General features: G+C 60.6%; 13 protein-coding genes and 2 pseudogenes. 11 read left to right on the plus strand and 4 right to left on the minus strand.

Going from position 1 to position 17,675, the window contains the following annotated elements; translation table 11 throughout:
• Positions 1-77: 77 nt before the first annotated feature.
• The 6 genes and pseudogenes from PSH87_RS22410 to PSH87_RS22435 form a co-directional block, all read left to right on the plus strand.
• Positions 78-812: pseudogene (locus PSH87_RS22410) on the plus strand (tyrosine-type recombinase/integrase); the annotation flags it as partial.
• Positions 813-918: 106 nt separating this feature from the next.
• Positions 919-1,899 carry an ATP-dependent endonuclease gene (locus PSH87_RS22415; protein ID WP_305431184.1) on the plus strand — a complete coding sequence of 327 codons (981 nt, stop codon included), beginning with the start codon at positions 919-921 and terminating at the stop codon, positions 1,897-1,899.
• Positions 1,896-3,080, plus strand: a complete 1,185-nt coding sequence (locus PSH87_RS22420; protein WP_305431185.1) for a UvrD-helicase domain-containing protein — start codon at positions 1,896-1,898, stop codon at positions 3,078-3,080. The genes PSH87_RS22415 and PSH87_RS22420 overlap by 4 nt, the downstream gene beginning before the upstream one ends.
• A 52-nt stretch (positions 3,081-3,132) precedes the next feature.
• On the plus strand, positions 3,133-3,792 hold the full coding sequence (locus PSH87_RS22425) for a 3'-5' exonuclease (RefSeq protein WP_305431186.1): 660 nt from the start codon (positions 3,133-3,135) through the stop codon (positions 3,790-3,792).
• A gap of 288 nt (positions 3,793-4,080) precedes the next feature.
• Entirely contained in the window at positions 4,081-5,121 is a 1,041-nt protein-coding gene (locus PSH87_RS22430; protein WP_305431187.1) for a MoxR family ATPase, read from the plus strand.
• 7 nt (positions 5,122-5,128) lie between these two features.
• Entirely contained in the window at positions 5,129-6,460 is a 1,332-nt protein-coding gene (locus PSH87_RS22435) for a DUF58 domain-containing protein (protein WP_017738054.1), read from the plus strand.
• Positions 6,461-6,519: 59 nt separating this feature from the next.
• On the opposite strand, the gene PSH87_RS22440 is transcribed toward PSH87_RS22435, so the two are convergent.
• Together PSH87_RS22440 and PSH87_RS22445 are read right to left on the minus strand one after the other, a co-directional pair.
• Entirely contained in the window at positions 6,520-6,879 is a 360-nt protein-coding gene (locus tag PSH87_RS22440; protein ID WP_017738055.1) for a pilus assembly protein PilZ, read from the minus strand.
• A 227-nt stretch (positions 6,880-7,106) separates the two neighbouring features.
• Positions 7,107-7,481: a hypothetical protein gene (locus PSH87_RS22445; RefSeq protein ID WP_017738056.1), complete on the minus strand. Its 375-nt coding sequence runs from the start codon at positions 7,479-7,481 to the stop codon at positions 7,107-7,109.
• Between the two features lie 173 nt (positions 7,482-7,654).
• Here PSH87_RS22445 and pyk point away from each other — a divergent pair, with 173 nt between their 5' ends.
• Positions 7,655-9,106: a pyruvate kinase gene (gene pyk, locus PSH87_RS22450; protein WP_124524970.1), complete on the plus strand. Its 1,452-nt coding sequence runs from the start codon at positions 7,655-7,657 to the stop codon at positions 9,104-9,106.
• A gap of 166 nt (positions 9,107-9,272) precedes the next feature.
• Here the strand turns inward: pyk and PSH87_RS22455 are convergent, their stop codons facing one another.
• Together PSH87_RS22455 and PSH87_RS22460 are read right to left on the minus strand one after the other, a co-directional pair.
• Entirely contained in the window at positions 9,273-10,022 is a 750-nt protein-coding gene (locus PSH87_RS22455; RefSeq protein WP_305431189.1) for an enoyl-CoA hydratase-related protein, read from the minus strand.
• A gap of 30 nt (positions 10,023-10,052) precedes the next feature.
• A pseudogene (locus PSH87_RS22460) lies at positions 10,053-10,984 on the minus strand (iron-sulfur-binding ferredoxin reductase).
• 331 nt (positions 10,985-11,315) lie between these two features.
• On the opposite strand from PSH87_RS22460, the gene PSH87_RS22465 reads away from it, so the two are divergent.
• The 4 genes from PSH87_RS22465 (at position 11,316) to PSH87_RS22480 (ending at position 17,672) form a co-directional block, all read left to right on the plus strand.
• Complete coding sequence (locus PSH87_RS22465) at positions 11,316-12,839, plus strand: fumarate hydratase (protein ID WP_016971118.1); 1,524 nt, start codon at positions 11,316-11,318, stop codon at positions 12,837-12,839.
• A 156-nt stretch (positions 12,840-12,995) separates the two neighbouring features.
• Positions 12,996-14,771: an ATP-binding protein gene (locus PSH87_RS22470; RefSeq protein WP_305431190.1), complete on the plus strand. Its 1,776-nt coding sequence runs from the start codon at positions 12,996-12,998 to the stop codon at positions 14,769-14,771.
• On the plus strand, positions 14,756-16,081 hold the full coding sequence (locus tag PSH87_RS22475) for a sigma-54 dependent transcriptional regulator (protein WP_017738066.1): 1,326 nt from the start codon (positions 14,756-14,758) through the stop codon (positions 16,079-16,081). Before PSH87_RS22470 ends, PSH87_RS22475 begins: the two co-directional genes overlap by 16 nt.
• Positions 16,082-16,352: 271 nt before the next feature.
• The gene (locus PSH87_RS22480) at positions 16,353-17,672 is read left to right on the plus strand and encodes an MFS transporter (protein ID WP_017738067.1); all 1,320 of its coding nucleotides are present in this window, start codon (positions 16,353-16,355) and stop codon (positions 17,670-17,672) included.
• Positions 17,673-17,675 lie beyond the last annotated feature (3 nt).

A 17,675-nucleotide genomic window follows, 5' to 3' on the forward strand; every position in this document is an offset into this window, starting at 1 on the left:
GAGGGTCGATCTAATGGCCCTAACTCTGCCAGAGCAGACAAAGGGATTGGCTGCCCGGTCAGTACAGGGGACGACAGATGGAGCTTGTTTGGGCTACTGACGATTTGGTGATCGCTGGGAACCCCTACCCTGGATTCCCTATTCTGCTATGGGACTCAATGGAAAGCTGTATCCCAGCCAATCAGTTCTTTCGTCACTACCTGTTTCGCGGGGTCATCGGCTCTAAGCGATCCTGGCCCAGCACCGGACGCGCGCTCTACGACTTTTTCAGCTTCATCCAGGCTCATGAGCTGGACTGGTGCGACGTTGATCGTGGCGAGGCAAAGAGCCTTGTGGCGGCCTATCGGGACTACTGCCTAATTGCGTGCGAACTGGCATCGAACACCACACGCCAGCGTCTGCATTACATCTGCAAGTTCTACGAGTTCGCGCACAAGGAAGGGTGGGTGAAGCGCCTGCCCTTCGCCTATGAGGAACGCAGCGTGAGGCGCGGGAGACATTTTCTCGCACATATTGATGCGAGTGGCGGCAAGGCTATGGCAAACGATGTGATGCCGCGTAGGCATAAGAGTCTGCCCAAGTTCCTGAACATGGCCGACGTCAAGGCGCTACTGACCGCTGCGGAGAATCCGCATCACCGCATGATGATGCGCCTGGCGCTGCATACGGGTCTGCGCCGCGAGGAACTCGCCGCCTTTCCGCTGTCCTATGTCTTCGATCCAGACAAGGCGTTACGAACCGAGCGCAACCTTCGCATCTACCTCGATCCATTCGACGGCAGCGGCATGGTGACCAAGGGCAGCAACGCTAGACATTGAAGCGAGGATAGCAGGTGGTGATACTCCTCAGGGGTTTACTCAGGCAGGAGTTCCTCTTCCTGCGCTCACCATCGTTGCCTTGGAGGAGCCTGAAAACAACTTGGCACCTTTTTACCTGTCCCGCATCATCAAGCAGGTGCAGGAAATCGCATCCGGCAGGAACGCCCAAGCTATCGTTTCAAGCCATTCACCCAGCATCCTCGCCAGGGTCGATCCTTCGAGTGTCCGGCACTTTCGCCTAAACCTTCAAAATCGTTGTTCGGAGGTGCGACAAATTGATCTTCCGATAGGTGATGAAGAGGCTTCGAAGTTTATCCGAGAAGCTGTCAGGGCCTACCCAGAACTGTACTTTGCGCGCTACGTGATTCTAGGTGAAGGTGCTACGGAAGAGGTTGTACTGCCACTGCTGGCCAAAGCGATAGATTTCCCCATCGACCGATCCTTTGTCGCCGTCGTGCCGCTGGGCGGTCGACATGTCAACCACCTATGGCGGTTGCTATCAAATCTTCAAGTGCCCTATGCGACCCTCTTGGATCTCGATTGGGGGCGCAGCGGTGGTGGCTTTGGCCGTATAAAAACTGTGTGCGAGCAGTTGCTGAGCGTAGGCAAGACACCTGAGCAAATCTTTGGTACTGCTTTGTCGTCAAGTACGCCCGAAGCAATTCTCACAGGTTTTCCAAGTCGCAATCAGGCAGATATCCAGAGCCTTCGTAAATGGACAACTTGGCTAGAACGTTTCCAAATCTACTTCGCCGATCCGCTCGATCTGGACTTCACGATGCTGATGGCATACCCAACTGCGTATCGAACGCTCGAAACCGATATGAGGGGGCCGTCGGCAAGGGGAGAGCCGAGAGAGGCCGTGCTGGGCGAAGAAGGCTACCCTGCGTTCTACGATGCAACCGCAGACGATGCACTACGTTGGTATCGATATCTCTTCCTGGGTCGCGGTAAACCAAGCACGCACGTAAGGATTCTGAGTTGCCTGTCTCAGGAGCAATTAGCTGCCGCCATTCCACAACCTTTGCAACGCATGCTGGCTAATGTCCGTGAAACTCTAGAAGGAGGTACTACGCTATGAGCTGGCAGCCTGTCTCGCCAGAGGACTGGCTGCCTCGCGGTATCACCAACCTTGAACCTAACGCTTGGGAAGCCCTGCGTCGAGAGGGGGCGACGTCGGTTGTCGCAGGTCCGGGGGCCGGCAAATCTGAGTTTCTGGCGCAACGCGCGGCGTACTTGTTGGAGACTGGGTTATGTAAGCCACCGCAGCAGATTCTTGCCATCTCTTTCAAAACCGATGCAGCGGCCAACCTCGCGGCGCGTGTGCGCAAGCGTTGCCCTCCGGAGCTAGCTGGGCGTTTTACGTCCCTTACATTTGACGCGTTCACCAAGAGCCTCGTTGACCGCTTTCATGCGTCCATTCCTCCGCATTGGCGGCCCACTCGACCCTATGATATCGACTTCCCAACTCGGCGCGTGGTCGAGGACGAGTTGCACCGTATTCGTGCTATGGGGCAGCCTGCATGGCAGGTAAGGCTAGCGGACTTTTCCCCGGGTACTTTTGAAGCCCAGTACATCGGAGGAAATCGCCTCGCCTTGGAGGTTCCACAGCAGCTCACGACAGCAGACGACTTTGCCCGCTATCATTGGCTGCATAAGCAACTGTTCGGCACTGAGCCGTCAAAGCTGACGTTCGTCACCCTCAATCGTCTCGCCGAGCTGATTGTGCGAGCAAATCCAAAGATCGCTCGCGCGCTGCGCATGACCTATCCCTATGTGTTTGTTGATGAGTTTCAGGACACTTCTTTTGCTCAATATGACTTCCTGCTCTCTACCTTTGGTCAGGGTGGAGCGGTCGTCACCGCCGTTGGTGACCATAAGCAGCGCATCATGGGATGGGCTGGCGCGCGTCAGGATGCTTTTGAGCAATTCGAAGCTGACTTCGATGCGCGGCGGATAAATCTGCTTTTTAATTACAGGTCCTCTCCGGAGTTGGTGCGCGTTCAGCACTTCGTTGCGCAAGCCCTAGATCCGCATTCGCCACAAATACAATCTCAAGCGCCAAGTCAGCTGGACAGCGATGTTGTACAGGTGTGGAACTCTAGGTCCACTGATGTGGAAGGACGACATCTTGCTCAGTGGGTCGAGACAGATATGGCAACGCGTCAGTTACAGCCACGAGACTATGTACTCCTCGTTCGTCAACGACCGGACCAGTTCGAGGAGGAGCTTCAGCCTATATTTTGCTTCGGTCGGACTTAGCATACGCAATGAAAGCCGTAGCATTGGACGCACCAACGTCCAGGACTTGATGGTGGACGAGGCTTCGTGTGTAGCATTGGCAGCATTGTGTTTGGCCTCCGGGCAGCGCAGCGCAGCAGCATGGTTGACACTTTCAGGGGCCGTCTATGCAATCCGTGAAATCGATGAGGAAGATGAGGTACAGCGAGGACGGGCTGATCGAGATCTTGAGGGATTCTTGGAAGAGTTGAAACTGACTGTCCGCGCTCACGCCCCCACATCCGAATCGGCCGTACAGATCGCGCACCAAATTTTTGAGTTCCTGGATGTTTCCGCGATAAAGCGCGCTTTTCCTGCTTACCTTCGCAATGACCTGCTTGAAATCATGATAGAGGGCTTCTCATCACACCTTCAGAGTGCTGCGTCGGAGACTGCCACTTGGTTGGATTGTATCAACCGATATCTGGGAACGAATGACATACCGTTAATGACGGTGCACAAAAGTAAAGGATTGGAGTACGACACAGTGTTCTTCCTCGGACTTGATGATCGATCATGGTGGAGTCATACGCCACGCAATCCGGAAGGTATCGCGACGTTTTTTGTCGCCCTGTCGCGCGCCAAGCAACGCGCAATCTTTATGTTCTGTCCGCATCGAGGTGCAAGACAGAATGTCTCCGAGCTCTATCAGTTGCTGACTGACGCCGGTGTTGAGGAGACCGGAATCGGATGAAATAAAACGCTTCGCATTTCAAAATGCGGCTTCCGTTTTGAGCCAGGCTGCTGGCCATCGAAGCCGCTTTCGTTCGAGATGGCATAACGTCGGTTTCGGAGTTCGTCTCCTTAAGGAGGATCACTACCTACAAAAACACGACTTGCCATCATGGCCTAACCTCCACTTCAGACGAACGCACAAAGGAGGGGGTTGCCAAGGAATTGCAATGAGGCAAATTGGCAGTCACTCACTCGTTCCACGCGTAAAAAAACTTTAAAAAAGTTAGATTAGGTAAGTGATTGATTTATGGAAGATAAAACGAATTTAACAGTTAGCGAGGCTCCGGAAATCGTGAGCGAACATTCCCCGGCACCGGCTCTGACAACCGAAGCCCTGCACCTCGCAAGCCAACAGGCACAGGCCCTGCGTGTTGAACTGCGCAAGGCAGTGATTGGCCAGGACCAAGTGATCGATGACGTGCTCACGGCACTGATAGCCGGCGGTCACGTGCTGCTTGAAGGCGTGCCCGGCCTGGGCAAGACCTTGCTGGTGCGTGCCCTGGCGCGGTGTTTCGGCGGTGAATTCGCGCGCATCCAGTTCACCCCGGACCTGATGCCCAGCGATGTTACAGGCCACGCCGTGTACGACCTGCACACCGAACAGTTCAAGCTGCGCAAAGGGCCACTGTTTACCCACTTGCTGCTGGCTGACGAAATCAACCGTGCCCCAGCCAAGACCCAGGCCGCCTTGCTCGAAGCCATGCAGGAGCGCCAAGTCACCCTGGAAGGGGAAGCATTGCCCATAGGCCAACCCTTCATGGTGCTGGCAACCCAGAACCCCATCGAACAGGAAGGCACCTACCCCTTGCCCGAAGCCGAACTGGACCGCTTCATGCTGAAGGTGCGCATGGACTACCCCGATGCCCAGCAGGAACTGGACATGGTGCGTGAAGTCACGCGCTCGTCCCGGGCCGACATGCTCGACGTACAGCCCCTGCGCACCGTGCTGCACGCCGACGATGTGCTGCAACTCCAACAGGTCACCAGTGAACTCGCCCTGGACGAGCAAGTCCTGGACTACGCCGTGCGCCTGGCACGCGCCACCCGCAGTTGGCCCGGCTTGACCATTGGCGCCGGCCCGCGTGCGTCCATCGCCCTGGTGCGCGGTGCCCGGGCCAGGGCCCTGTTGCGCGGCGGCGAATTCGTCACCCCGGATGACATCAAGAGTTGCGCCTTGGCCGTATTGCGCCACCGGGTCCGTATCGCCCCGGAACTGGACATCGATGGATTGGACGTGGACCAGGTGCTCAAGCAAATGCTCGACCAGATCCCGGCCCCTCGGCAGTGAGCCGCCCATGAAACCAACCCGCCTGCTGCTGGCCTGGCTTGCTGTGCTGCTGGGCCTGAATACCGTGCTGGGCGCCGCCGCGGCATTGCAGCTTGAGGTGCCCGACGCCCTGCATTCAGTCGCCTGGGGGCTGCTGCTGGCGCTTTTGTTGCTGGCAATGCTGGATGCCGCCCGCCTGCGCCGGCGCCCTTCCCCGCGCGTGCAACGGCAGATGCCCGGCAGCCTGGCACTGGGCCGTTGGGGCGAGGTACACCTAACATTTGAGCACGATTACCCACAGCCCCTGAGCGTGCACGTATTCGACCACGTCCCCGACGGCCTGGGCGTGGAGAACATGCCCCAGTCCATCGAGTTGCGTCCCGGCGAGCGCAGCGGGCTGGTGTATCGACTACGCCCCTTACGCCGTGGGCATTTCACTTTCAGTCGCTGCGAAGTCCACCTGCCAAGCCACTTGGGGCTTTGGGCGGCACGACGGTTTATCGACGCCAGTGACGCCACCCGTGTCTACCCGGACTTTGCCCGCCTCTACGGTGCGCAGCTTTTGGGGGTGGATAACTGGCTGAGCCAACTGGGGGTTCGCCAGCACCAGCGACGCGGATTAGGCCTGGAGTTTCATCAACTGCGCGAGTTTCGCGAAGGCGACAGCCTGCGCCAGATCGATTGGAAGGCAACCGCCCGACAACGCACGCCCATCGCCCGGGAATACCAGGACGAGCGCGACCAGCAGATCGTGTTCATGCTCGATTGCGGCCGACGCATGCGCAGCCAGGATGGCGAGCTCTCGCATTTCGACCATGCGCTCAACGCCTGCCTGCTGCTCAGCTATGTTGCCTTGCGCCAGGGTGACGCGGTGGGGTTGTGCACCTTCGCCGGCGAGCGGCCGCGCTACCTGGCGCCGGTCAAGGGCAGCAGCCAGTTGAACCTGCTGTTGAATACGGTGTACGACCTGGACACGAGCCAACGCACGGCCGACTACGAGGCCGCGGCAAGCCAACTGCTGGCTCGCCAGAAACGTCGTGCATTGGTGATCGTGGTGACCAACCTCAGGGATGAGGACGATGACACGCTGCTGAGTGCCGTCAAACGTATCGGCCGCCAACATCGGGTGCTGGTGGCGAGCTTGCGCGAGGAAGTACTCGATCAACTGCGCCAGGCCCCGGTGCAGACCTTACCCGAAGCCCTGGCTTACAGCGGAACCATCGACTACCTCAATACCCGGGATGAACTGCACGACCGGCTGACCGCCCACGGTCTGTCGGTGCTGGACACGTCGCCATCGGAACTGGGAGCGGATCTGGTGACACGCTACCTGGGCTGGAAAAAAGCCGGGGTATTTTGAAACAACGCACACGGGCACGGCTGGGGTAGTCCCCTCACCGCACCATTGACGCGTTGGCTCTAGGCGGAAGCCTGTACGTGGTCAAAACTGAAGTAATGCGACAGGAGGCTGATCAGTTGCCCGTACTCCAACGGCGCAGGGGACACGCTGAAACCCGAATCGTAGTACTGCGGGTTGATATCTTCGCGGCTCCATAAGCAGGTTGCAGTGAGATCAACCACATGCACGGAAGCGTCAGGCCCTGGCATCTTCAAGCGCAACTCGAAGTCAACGCCGACCATCATGGGCAACTGGCTGATCAGCATCAGCCCGTCTTGCGAGACATTACCTAAAAAGCCAATGGGCTTGTCGGTAAGGCGATTAAAGACTTGCAGGAAACAAGGTAACTGATGCCGCTCGATCCGTCGGTCGGTAAACATGATGAGATCGCCATCCAGTGGCCATGACTTTGGCCGTGCCAGTGATTCGGAACGAGCAATATCGCTCGCTCTCCCTGGATTTCGACGTGACAACAACACCGCGTTTGTCACTGGACAACTGCCGAATCCGGGCCCCGCATCCGTTCGAATAGAAACTTGTACAAACGAACATTCAAAGAATAGCCCAAGACTGGCAGCAGGCCAGCTATTAAATGACGAATATATCATCACAAAGACGCCGGACGTGTCTGTGCAGTACTTGCGCCGGGATAATGCCCCAGCTGTTGCAGGGTATCGAGCCGCGCGCGGGCACGGTACGCGTACTCGCTCGACGGGTATTGATTGATGATGAATTGGTAGGTCTGCACCGCATCGACAAACAATTTCTGCCGTTCCAGGCACTGCCCGCGCAACATCGAGACTTCTGGCTGCACATACCGCCGAGTGCGGCTTTCGCGATCGACCTGGGACAACTCCAGGGTGACACGCTCGCAATCGCCGACCTTATAGGCGCGGTAGGCGTTGTTCAAATGGTGGTCCATCGACCAGCGGGTGCAGCCGACAACACTGACGGCCAGGGCAGCAATGAGCAAAATTCGCATGAGGGTTCTCCTGTCTTGTGCAATGTATCGACCCCTCGTTGAAAATCTTCAAGGTTGTTCGTAATCAGCCGCAGCAAAAACAAGTCAATCATCGATAAGTAGTGCAAACGAACAATGACTACAACGAAAGAGCATAGTAGCCTTCCTCAGCGCTTGAACTCAGGAGTCTGTGCATGTCCGTCCGTCGTACCAAAATCGTCGCCACCCTTGGCCCGGCCAGTAACTCGCCGGAAGTCCTCGAACAGCTGATTCTGGCTGGTTTGGACGTCGCCCGTCTGAACTTCTCCCACGGCACCCCAGACGAGCACAAGGCTCGCGCCAAACTGGTGCGTGACCTGGCCGCCAAGCACGGCCGCTTTGTGGCGCTGCTGGGTGACCTGCAAGGCCCGAAAATCCGTATCGCCAAATTTGCCAACAAGCGTATCGAGCTGAAGATCGGTGACCCGTTCACCTTCTCCACCAGCCACCCGCTGACCGAAGGCAACCAGCAAGTCGTGGGTATCGACTACCCGGACCTGGTCAAGGACTGCGGCGTCGGCGACGAACTGCTGCTGGACGACGGCCGCGTCGTGATGCGCGTCGACACCGCCACCCCGACTGAACTGCACTGCACCGTGATCATCGGCGGCCCGCTGTCGGACCACAAAGGCATCAACCGTCGTGGTGGTGGCTTGACCGCACCGGCCCTGACTGAAAAAGACAAGGCCGACATCAAGCTCGCCGCCGAAATGGAAGTGGACTACCTCGCCGTGTCCTTCCCGCGCGACGCTGCCGACATGGAATACGCCCGTAAACTGCGTGACGAAGCCGGCGGTACCGCCTGGCTGGTGGCGAAGATCGAACGCGCCGAAGCCGTGGCCGATGACGAAACCCTCGACGGCTTGATCAAGGCTTCCGACGCCGTGATGGTTGCCCGTGGTGACCTGGGCGTGGAAATCGGCGACGCCGAGCTGATCGGTATCCAGAAGAAGATCATCCTGCACGCACGCCGCCACAACAAAGCGGTAATCGTCGCGACCCAGATGATGGAGTCGATGATCCAGAACCCGATGCCGACCCGCGCCGAAGTGTCCGACGTGGCCAACGCCGTGCTCGACTACACCGACGCCGTGATGCTCTCGGCAGAAAGTGCTGCCGGCCCGTATCCGCTGGAAGCGGTGCAAGCCATGGCGCGTATCTGCGTCGGCGCCGAAAAGCACCCGACCAGCAAGACCTCCAGCCACCGCATCGGCAAAGAGTTCGAAAGCTGCGACCAGAGCATCGCCCTGGCCGCGATGTACACCGCCAACCACTTCCCGGGCGTGAAGGCGATCATCGCCTTGACCGAAAGTGGCTACACGCCGTTAATCATGTCGCGCATCCGCTCCTCGGTGCCGATCTACGCGTTCACCCCACACCGCGAAGCCCAGGCTCGCGCGGCGATGTTCCGTGGCGTGTACACCGTACCGTTCGATCCGGCTTCGCTGGCACCGAATGAAGTCAGCCAGGCAGCCATCGACGAGTTGGTCAAGCGCGGCGTCGTGGAGAAAGGCGACTGGGTCATCCTGACCAAGGGCGACAGCTACCACACCACCGGCGGCACCAATGGCATGAAGATCCTGCATGTGGGCGACCCGCAGGTCTGAGTGACTGCTGAATGAAAAAGCCCCGACTGGTTCGGGGCTTTTTTATGCCTGGGTTTTTGTGTGGCTTGAAGGGCCTCATCGCGGGCAAGCCCGCTCCCACAGTTTGACCGCAATCCCCTGTGGGAGCGGGCTCGCCCGCGATAAGGCCCGACCAACCAACACACCTCTACCGCCGAGTGACAAAGGCCGACAACGCCGCCACCGCCTCCGGCGACCTCAACCGCTGGGTAAACAACGCCCCCTCTTCCTCGATCACCTGCCGCAACTGCTCGCGATCCACACGCTTCATCAGTTGCTTGGTCACCTGCACCGCCCCCGGCGCCAGGTCTTCAAAACGCGCGGCCATTTCCCGCGCCCTGGCCAACGCCGCTTCGCCGCTCGCCAACGCCTCGGTGGCAATCCCCCAGGCGGCCGCCTGCTCGCCGCTGAAACCTTCGCCCAACAGCAACAATTCAGCCGCCTTCGCATGCCCCAACAAGCGCGGCAGGATCAGGCTGGAACCAAACTCCGGACACAGTCCCAGGTTGACAAACGGCATGCGCAAACGCGCATCACGACTGACGTAGACCAAATCGCAATGCAGCAACAGCGTAGTGCCGATACCCACCGCCGCGCCCGCCACTGCGGCGACCACCGGTTTACGACAGTTGAGCAGGCTTTGCATAAAGTGAAACGGTGGGCTGTCGAGGTCGGCGGGCGGCTGTTCGAGAAAGTCGCCGATGTCGTTGCCGGCGGTAAAACACGCGCTGCTGCCCTGGATCAGCACGGCACGAATAGCATCATCCGCATCTGCCTGTTCAAACGCCTCGGCCAACTGCGTGTACATCGCGCGGGTCAGGGCGTTTTTCTTGTCGGGGCGATTGAGTTGCAAGGTCAGCAACCCACGTTCGCGGTACTGCAGGATGGCGTCGGTCATGGCGATTCTCGCGGCCTTGGAAGTCAGCGCTCAACCACGGGGCAGGAACACATCGGCCAGCAGTTGATTGCGCGGCAGCCCCGCCAGGAACAGGCGCTTGGAGAATGCCTCGACGTTGGCGGGGTGCCCGCAGAGTAAGGCCAGCGTTTGCCGCGAAACAAGCCGCAGTTGCGCCAATGCCTGGGACGCCTGCGCCGCCGTCCACAACTCCACCGTCAGGTTCGGATGCTGCGCAGCCAGTGCGGCCAAGGGCTCGGCCAAATAATGTCCATCCGCATCATGGGCCAGGTGAATCACGCGAATGGCGCCCTGGTGATTCTGGCGCAACGCCTCGCGCAACACGCCCCACAATGGGCCCAAAGCCTGTACCCGACGCCAGCAGCCACAACGGCCGGGATTGCCAATCGGGATCGTATTGCAACGCGCCGCCACGCAATTCACCCAGGCGCAAAACGTCGCCAACCTGCAACTCGGGCACGATCACTGAATTCACCGGGCTGACGGCAATCGAGGTGAAACTCCAGGAACGGCTCTTCCTGGGGCAAGCTCGCCAGCGAATACGGCCGCGCCACCTGCCCCGCCCACAGCACCAGGTGCTGGCCGGCGCGATAACGCAGGCCGCGCTCAGGCTGCAGGCGCAGGCGCAGCACCGTCGGGTTCAGCCAATCGACGCCCACCACCTGCGCCGCCAAACCATCACGCGCAGGATCAAAGGTTTCAACCCGCAGATCACCCGTGATTTGGCACTGGCAAGCCAACCGCCAGCCCTCCTGACGCTGCGCCGGGCTCAAGGCGTCGGGCTGCTTGTCCTCAACCTCCCCCTCGCAGCGCACCAGGCACGCATGGCAACTGCCCGCGCGGCAACTGTAGGGCACGGCCACACCCGCCTGACTCAAGGCGTCCAGCAAATTGCTTCCGGTGGAGACCGACCAGTGGCGTTCGCCGACGTGCAGTTCAGGCATATAAATCTCAAACAATGCGAATGTTCGCCAACCATAACGCGAGCAGCTTTTTTGTGGGAGCGGGCTTGCCCGCGATAGCAGACTATCAGTTCCCCCAAGTTGGCTGACACACCGCCTTCGCGGGCAAGCCCGCTCCCACATTGGCCCTGTGTTCACACTCATCAGAGTTTGACCATAGTCGGGTGTATCGGCCACCGCGCCGGGTTATACTGCCGCGCCTTTTTAGCGTCGCGCCTGCACCATTGGCGTGCCTTGGAAAGGTGGCTCCAGCCGACCGATGCAACACTGGAGCCACCTTTATTGAATGTTCCCTTATAGAGGAGCGCGACTCATGACCGTGATCAAGCAAGACGACCTGATTCAGAGCGTTGCCGACGCCCTGCAATTCATTTCCTACTACCACCCGGTTGATTTCATCCAGGCCATGCACGAAGCCTACCTGCGCGAAGAATCGCCAGCGGCCCGTGATTCCATCGCCCAGATCCTGATCAACTCGCGCATGTGCGCCACCGGCCATCGCCCGATCTGCCAGGACACCGGTATCGTTACCGTGTTCGTGCGCGTGGGCATGGACGTGCGTTGGGATGGCGCCACCATGGGCCTGGACGACATGATCAACGAAGGCGTGCGTCGCGCCTACAACCTGCCGGAAAACGTCCTGCGTGCATCCATCCTGGCCGACCCGGCAGGCGCGCGTAAAAACACCAAGGACAATACCCCGGCGGTCATCCACTACTCCATCGTCCCGGGTAACACCGTGGAAGTGGACGTGGCGGCCAAAGGCGGCGGCTCCGAGAACAAGTCGAAAATGGCCATGCTCAACCCGTCCGACTCGATCGTTGACTGGGTGCTCAAGACCGTTCCGACCATGGGCGCCGGCTGGTGCCCACCGGGCATGCTGGGCATCGGCATCGGCGGTACCGCCGAGAAAGCTGCGGTGATGGCCAAGGAAGTGTTGATGGAATCCATCGACATCCACGAGCTGAAAAAGCGCGGCCCGCAGAACCGTATCGAAGAGATGCGCCTGGAGCTGTTCGAGAAGGTCAACCAACTGGGCATCGGCGCCCAGGGCCTGGGTGGCCTGACCACCGTACTCGACGTGAAGATCATGGACTACCCGACCCACGCCGCTTCGTTGCCGGTGTGCATGATCCCCAACTGCGCCGCCACCCGTCACGCGCACTTTGTACTCGACGGTTCGGGCCCGGCGTCGCTGGAAGCGCCACCGTTGGACGCCTACCCGGAAATCGTCTGGGAAGCCGGCCCATCGGCCCGCCGCGTCAACCTCGACACCCTGACCCCGGAAGAAGTGCAGAGCTGGCAGCCGGGCGAAACCGTGTTGCTCAACGGCAAGATGCTCACCGGTCGCGACGCGGCGCACAAACGCATGGTCGAGATGCTCAACAAGGGCGAAACCCTGCCGGTGGACCTCAAGGGTCGCTTCATCTACTACGTCGGCCCGGTGGATCCGGTGCGCGAAGAAGTGGTTGGCCCGGCAGGCCCGACCACCGCGACGCGGATGGACAAGTTCACCCGCCAGATCCTCGAACAAACCGGCCTGTTGGGCATGATCGGCAAATCCGAGCGCGGCCCGACTGCGATCGAAGCGATCAAGGACCACAAGGCCGTGTACCTGATGGCCGTCGGCGGCGCCGCTTACCTGGTGGCGCAAGCCATCAAGAAGTCCCGCGTTGTCGCGTTCGCCGAACTGGGCATGGAAGCGATCTACGAGTTCGACGTGAAAGACATGCCGGTCACCGTTGCGGTAGACAGCAAGGGCGAATCCGTACACATCACCGGTCCTGCCATCTGGCAGAAAAAGATCAGTGAAAGCCTGGCGGTAGAAGTGCAGTAAGCGCTTCCCCGCAAGGATAAAGGCGACTGCGGCCCCATGGCCCAGTCGCCTTTTTTATGGCCGAACGCAATCAAATGTGGGAGCGGGCTTGCTCACCACAAGATCCGGGCACCCATGGTATGGTGCACTCCCCTCACTGCGCCTGTTCATCACCGTATGATCGTGATCCCTCGCCCCCTGCGCCTGACCTTCTACTCCCTGCTGATCATCGCCGGCGCTCTGCTGGCCGCCGCCTTGGCCACCCGCCACGCCGAACGCCAGGCGTTGGTAGACGACGCCGCCCGCGCCAACCAGCAACTTGCGCTGTACGCCAATTCCCTGCACACCCTGATCGAACGCTACCGCGCCCTGCCCGCCGTGCTGGCGCTGGACTCGGAAATGATCAATGCGTTGAAAGGCCCGCTGGATGCCACCACCCAGGACGTGCTCAACCGCAAGCTGGAGCGCATCAACGGCGCCGCGCAGTCGTCCACCCTGGAGCTGATGGACCGCACCGGCCTGGCCGTGGCTGCCAGCAACTGGAATCTGCCGAGCAGTTATGTCGGGCACAACTACGCGTTCCGGCCGTATTTCAGCCAGACCCTGAGCCAGGGCACCGGGCGCTTTTACGCCGTCGGGGTGACCACCGGGGTACCGGGGTATTTCCTCTCCAGCGCGGTGGTGGATGAACACCAGCAGTTCCTCGGCGCCATGGTGGTCAAGCTGGAGTTCCCCGAACTGGAGCGCGAATGGGCCCAGGGCAACGACCTGCTGCTGGTCAGCGACGCGCGTGGTATCGTGTTTATCGCCAATCAGCCGGGCTGGCGTTATCGCAACCTGCGGCCGCTGTCGGCCACCGACCTGGCCGAACTCAAGGCCACTCGCCAATACGACAAGAAACAACTGGAGCCCCTGGAGACCGAGGCGTTGCAGCGCTTTGACGACAACAGCCACCTGGTGCTCGTCAACGGCCCCGACGGCAAGGCCAACTACATCTGGGAATCCCTGCCGCTGAAAGCCGAAGGCTGGACCCTGCACTTGCTGCGCAAGCCGCAGTTTGCCTTTGAGGACCAACGCAACGCTGGCCTCGCCGCCGCCGGTTCGTGGCTGGCGCTGGTGTTCCTCGTGCTGTTTCTCACGCAGCGCTGGCGCCTGGCCCGTTTGCGCCAGCGCAGCCGCGAAGAGCTTGAGCAACTGGTGGAAGAGCGCACCCAGGCCCTGCGCACGGCCCAGGATGGCCTGGTGCAATCGGCCAAGCTGGCGGCATTGGGGCAGATGTCCGCCGCCCTCGCCCATGAGATCAACCAACCGCTGACCGCCCAACGCATGCAGCTGGCCACCTTGCGCCTGCTGCTCGACCACGGCCGCGTGGACGACGCCTACAAGGCCCTCACCCCGCTGGACGAAATGCTCACACGCATGGCCGCGCTCACCGGCCACCTCAAGACCTTTGCGCGCAAAAGCCCCAGCGGCCTGCGCGAACGCCTGGACCTGGCGCTGGTGGTCGATCAGTCCCTGCACCTGCTCGACGCCCGCCTGCGCGACGAGTCCATCGGCGTGGTGCTCGACCTGACCCGGCCGGCCTGGGTGCGCGGCGACGCGATCCGCCTGGAACAGGTGCTGATCAACCTGTTGCGCAATGCCCTCGATGCGATGGCCAACACCCCGCGCAAACGCCTGGAAATCCGCCTGCACGCCGACCAGCAACTGTGGCAACTGACCGTCAGCGACAGTGGCGGCGGGATTGCCGAAGAACACCTCAACAGCGTGTTCGACCCGTTCTTCACCACCAAGCCGGTGGGTGACGGTTTGGGCCTGGGGCTGGCCGTGTCCTACGCCATCGTGCACGAACTTGGCGGGCGCCTGATCGCCGGCAACCGTGGCGACGGCGCCGTCTTTACCCTGACCTTGCCCATTGCGCTGGAGACGCCCGACCTATGCTTAACGCAGTGATTGTGGTCGATGACGAAGCCAGCATCCGCACGGCCGTCGAGCAGTGGTTGAGCCTGTCGGGCTTTGAGGTGCAGCTGTTCAGTCGCGCCGAAGCATGCCTGGCGCAATTGCCCAGGGATTTTCCCGGGGTGATCCTCAGCGATGTGCGCATGCCCGGCCTCAGCGGCCTGGAGCTGCTCGCCGAAGTGCAGCGCCGCGACGCCGACTTGCCAGTGATCCTGCTCACCGGTCACGGCGATGTGCCGATGGCGGTGGAAGCCATGCGCGACGGCGCCTACGACTTCCTCGAAAAACCCTTCAGCCCCGACGCCCTGCTCAACAGCCTGCGCCGGGCGTTGGACAAGCGCGGGCTGATCCTGGAAAACCGCCGCCTGCATCAACAGGCCGATCATCGGTCGCAGTTGGACTCGACACTGCTCGGCGTGTCCCGGGGTTTGCAGAACCTGCGCCGGCAAGTGCTGGACCTGGCGAGCCTGCCGGTCAACGTGCTGATCCGCGGCGAGACCGGCAGCGGCAAGGAACTGGTCGCACGCTGCCTGCACGACTTCGGCCCACGGGCGAAAAAACCGTTTGTCGCGCTCAACTGCGCGGCGATCCCCGAGCAACTGTTTGAAGCCGAGCTGTTCGGCCACGAAAGCGGCGCGTTCACCGGCGCCCAGGGCAAGCGCATCGGCAAGCTGGAATACGCCCACGGCGGCACGCTGTTCCTCGATGAAATCGAAAGCATGCCCCTGGCCCAGCAAGTCAAACTGCTGCGGGTGTTGCAGGAGCAGAAACTGGAACGCCTGGGCTCCAACCAGAGCATCCATGTGGACTTGCGCATCATTGCCGCGACCAAGCCCGATCTGCTGGATGAAGCCCGCGCCGGGCGGTTTCGCGAGGACCTGGCGTATCGCCTGAACGTCGCGCAACTGCGCCTGCCGCCGTTGCGTGAGCGGCGCGAAGATATTCCGTTGCTGTTCGAGCACTTCGCCCACAGCGCGGGCGAACGCCTGGGCCGTACGGCTGAGCCGCTGAGCGGCGCGCAACTGGGGCGCCTGCTCAGCCATGACTGGCCGGGGAATGTGCGCGAGCTGGCCAACGTCGCCGAACGGCAGGTGCTGGGGTTGGGCGAGCCGGAGCCGGAAGGGATCGAGGCGGGGCAATCGCTGGCGGCGCAGCAGGAAGCGTTTGAAGCGCATTGCTTGAAGGCGGCGTTGACGCGGCATAAAGGCGATATCAAGGCGGTGCTGGCAGAGTTGCAACTGCCGCGGCGGACGTTGAATGAGAAGATGCAGCGGCATGGGTTGGTCAGGGAGATGTTTCTCTAGCGACCTTCAGGCCTCATCGCGGGCAAGCCCGCTCCCACAGTTTGATCTGTGAACACATTCCCATGGGGGAGCTGGCTTGCCTGCGATGAGGCCGGCAGCCATAAGCGGATTTCCGCTCATCACCCCCAATTCATCAGCAACTTTCCGCTCAAAAAAATCCCCCAACCCTTCTAGACCGGGCCTTCATCCACCTGGCACAGCTCCTGCTACAGCCCCAGCCAGGCTGTGCCCAGGCACGCTCCATAAAAACAACTAGATGAAGGATCCTTCAATGGATAACTCCAACACCCTGCCTCTGGGGTCGGCGGCCGCGCCGGCGAAAGAGCGCACCACCTCCAGCCGTATCAAGTCGATCTTCAGTGGCTCCGTCGGCAACATGGTCGAGTGGTATGACTGGTACGTCTACGCCGCCTTCTCGCTGTACTTCGCCAAAGCCTTTTTTCCCGCCGGCTCCTCTACCGCACAACTGATGAACACCGCCGCGATCTTTGCCGTGGGCTTTATCATGCGGCCGATCGGTGGCTGGTTGATGGGCATGTATGCCGACTACAAAGGTCGCAAGGCGGCGCTGATGGCCTCGGTGCTGCTGATGTGTTTCGGCTCGCTGCTGATCGCCCTGACCCCCGGTTATGACACCATCGGCATCGGCGCGCCGATCCTGCTGGTCCTCGCCCGTTTGCTGCAAGGCCTGTCGGTCGGCGGCGAGTACGGCACTTCCGCCACCTACCTGAGTGAAATGGCGACCAAGGAACGTCGTGGCTTCTTCTCCAGCTTCCAGTACGTGACCCTGATTTCCGGCCAGCTCATCGCCCTCGCGGTGTTGATCGTCTTGCAACAGACCCTGACCACCGAGCAGCTGTACGCCTGGGGCTGGCGTATCCCGTTCGCCATCGGCGCCTTGTGTGCAGTGGTTGCGCTGTACCTGCGTCGTGGCATGGAAGAAACCGAGTCGTTCACCAAGAAGGAAAAAGCCAAGGAAAGCGCAATGCGCACCTTGCTGCGCCACCCCAAGGAAGTATTGACCGTGGTCGGCCTGACCATGGGCGGCACCCTGGCGTTCTACACCTACACCACCTACATGCAGAAATACCTGGTGAACACCGTCGGCATGAGCATTTCCGACTCCACTACCATCTCGGCGGCGACGCTGTTCCTGTTCATGTGCATCCAACCCCTGGTCGGCGGGCTGTCGGACAAGGTGGGGCGCCGGCCGATCCTGATCGCGTTCGGTATCCTCGGCACCCTGTGTACCGTACCGATCCTCACCACCCTGCACACCATCCAGACCTGGTGGGGCGCGTTCTTCCTGATCATGGCCGCGCTGATCATCGTCAGCGGCTATACCTCGATCAACGCCGTGGTGAAAGCCGAACTGTTCCCCACCGAAATCCGCGCGCTGGGCGTAGGCCTGCCGTATGCGCTGACCGTGTCGATCTTCGGCGGTACGGCTGAATACATCGCGCTGTGGTTCAAGAGCATTGGCATGGAGACCGGTTATTACTGGTACGTGACCGCGTGTATTGCAGTGTCGCTGGTGGTCTACGTGACCATGAAGGACACCCGCAAGCATTCGCGGATTACCACCGACTAACAG

The organism is Pseudomonas sp. FP453, from assembly GCF_030687495.1.
Lineage (GTDB): Bacteria > Pseudomonadota > Gammaproteobacteria > Pseudomonadales > Pseudomonadaceae > Aquipseudomonas.